The organism is Streptomyces sp. SM10, assembly GCF_002910915.1.
Taxonomy (GTDB): domain Bacteria; phylum Actinomycetota; class Actinomycetes; order Streptomycetales; family Streptomycetaceae; genus Streptomyces.
Map to the genome: position 1 here is coordinate 1 of NZ_NEUF01000065.1, position 2,785 is coordinate 2,785.

Below are 2,785 nucleotides of genomic sequence, written 5' to 3' on the forward strand. Positions count from 1 at the left end.
CATGCCGCATCGCCAACACCATCTTGATGATCCCGGCCACGCCCGCCGCCGCCTGCGTGTGACCGATGTTCGACTTGACCGACCCCAGCAGCAGCGGACGGTCATCCGACCGCTCCTGCCCATACGTCGCGAGCAGCGCCTGCGCCTCGATCGGGTCACCCAACCGCGTGCCCGTACCGTGCGCCTCCACCGCGTCCACCTGCGAGGCGTTCAAGCTCGCGCTCGTCAAGGCCTGCCTGATCACCCGCTGCTGCGCGGGGCCGTTCGGCGCGGTCAGACCGTTGGACGCGCCATCCTGGTTCACCGCGCTGCCCCGCACCACGGCCAGCACCTCGTGCCCATGGTGCCGCGCGTCCGACAGCCGCTCCACCAGGAGCATGCCCACACCTTCACCCCAGCCGGTGCCGTCCGCCGCATCGGCGAACGCCTTGCACCGGCCGTCCGGTGCCAGACCGCCCTGCCGGGAGAACTCCACGAAGGCACCTGGCATCGACATGACGGTCACACCACTGGCCAGCGCCATGGTGCACTCGCCCTCCCTCAGCGCCTGCACGGCAAGGTGCAGGGCTACCAGGGACGAGGAACACGCAGTGTCCACCGTCACCGCCGGGCCCTCGAGACCCAGGGTGTACGCAATGCGTCCGGACAGGACACTGGCGGAGCTTCCGGTGGCGCCGTAGCCGACGACGGAGTCGCCAGCGCCGCCCAGGACGTAACCGTAATCCTGGCCGTTGGTTCCTGTGAACACACCGACCCGGTTGCCCTGGAGGGAAGTCGGGTCGATACCTGCTCGCTCGAAGGCCTCCCAGGACGCTTCGAGCAACAGCCGCTGCTGGGGGTCCATCGCCAGCGCCTCACGCGGCGAGATCCCGAAGAAACTGGGGTCGAACTCCGCCGCGTTGTGGAGGAAACCGCCCTCCGAGACGTACGACGTCCCCACGCTCTGGGGGTCAGGGTCGTAGAGCGCGCCCACGTCCCAGTTGCGGTCCTCCGGAAAGCCCGAGATCCCGTCGCCTCCGGACTCGAGCAGGGCCCACAACTCTTCAGGTGAAGCCACCCCGCCGGGGAACCGGCAGCTCATCCCGACGATGACGATCGGGTCCTCGGCATACTCCCTGGTCACCAATGCCGTGGCCCGAGCCTCTGCTGCCTCTCCGAACACCTCTGTGCGGATGTGGCCGGCGAGGACCACCGGAGTCGGATAGTCGAAGATCAGTGTCGACGGCAGGGAAAGACCGGTCGCCGCTGTGAGCCTGTTGCGCAGCTCGACGGCGGTGAGTGAGTCGAAGCCGAGCTGTTGGAAGGCGCGGTCGGAGGGGACGTCTTCTGCGCTGCGGTGTCCCAGGACGACTGCGGCCTCGCGGCGGACGAGTTCGAGCAGTTCCGCATCACGTTCCGGTGCGGCGAGAACTGCCAGGTGCTGCTTGAAGGCGGATTCCTCTGCCGGGGCCTCGGCACGCTCCAGGATCTGCCGCACCTCGGGCAGACCGTCGAGGAGCGGGCTCGGTCGCAGGGCGGTGAAGGCGGGCGCGAAGAGTTCCCAGTCGACGTCGGCGACCGCCACATGCACATCGTCCTCGGTCAACGCCCGGTGCAGCGCGGTGATCGCTGTCGACGGAGCCATCGTGGTCAGGCCGCGCCGCCGCAGTTCGGCTTCGCCGATGTCCTCGATCATGCCGCCCTGTCCCCAGGGGCCCCAGGCGATGGAGGTGGCGGTCAGACCGCGGGCCCGGCGCCGCTCGGCCAAGGCATCGAGATGCGCGTTGGCCGCCGCATAAGCGCCCTGACCACCACTGCCCCAGACCGCGCTGATCGACGAGAACAACACGAACGCATCCAGACCACGGTCACCGAAAACCGCATCAAGGTTGTCCGCACCCGTCACCTTCGCACGCAACACCCCGGAAAACTCATCCGCCGTCATACCCACCAGACCGGTCATCTGACCGACCCCCGCCGCATGGAACACCGCGCGCACCGGACCGCCGACCGACTCGACCTCCTCCACCAGCCCCGCCAGAGCACCCCGATCACTCACATCACACGCAGCGACCACAACCTCGGCACCCAGCCCCTCCAACTCAGAGACCAGCTCCCCCGAAACCGAACCACCACGGCTCACCAACACCACACGGCCGGCACCCTCACCCACCACCCACCGGGCCACATGCCCACCCAAGGCACCCGAACCCCCCGTCACCAACACCGTCCCACCCACAACAACACCCGCACCCCCACCCGACCCCGGGGCACGCACCACACGACGCCCGAACACACCCGAGCCCCGCACCGCTACCTGATCCTCACCACCCCCACCGGCCAACACCCCACACAACCGGCCCAGCACACGCTCGTCCACAACCCCCGCGACATCGACCAGCCCACCCCACACCTGAGGCAACTCCAGCCCCGCCACACGCCCCAGACCCCACACCTGAGCACCCAACGGATCCACCACACCATCAGCACGACCCACCGACACCGCACCACTGGTCACACACCACACACGCACCGGCACACCCACACCGGCCAGAACCTGAACCAACCCCAACGTCCCCGCAGCATCCAACAACGACACCACGCCCGAAACGCCTACCAGACGCTCCCCCAACACCCCACCGTCAACAACACCATCGACCACCAACACACCCGCACCACGAGCCACCAACCCCGACACCACCGGGCCATCAACCACACCCGACCCACACACCACAAGCCAACCACCCGGGAGCGACTCCGACACCACACCCCCAACCGACTTCCACACCACCCGATAACGCCAGGA

At 68.2% G+C, this 2,785-nt stretch carries 1 protein-coding gene; it reads right to left on the reverse strand.

Going from position 1 to position 2,785, the window contains the following annotated elements:
- Window positions 1-2,785: type I polyketide synthase (locus tag B9S57_RS36195; RefSeq protein WP_146057729.1), on the reverse strand; the 2,785-nt coding region annotated here is incomplete at both ends.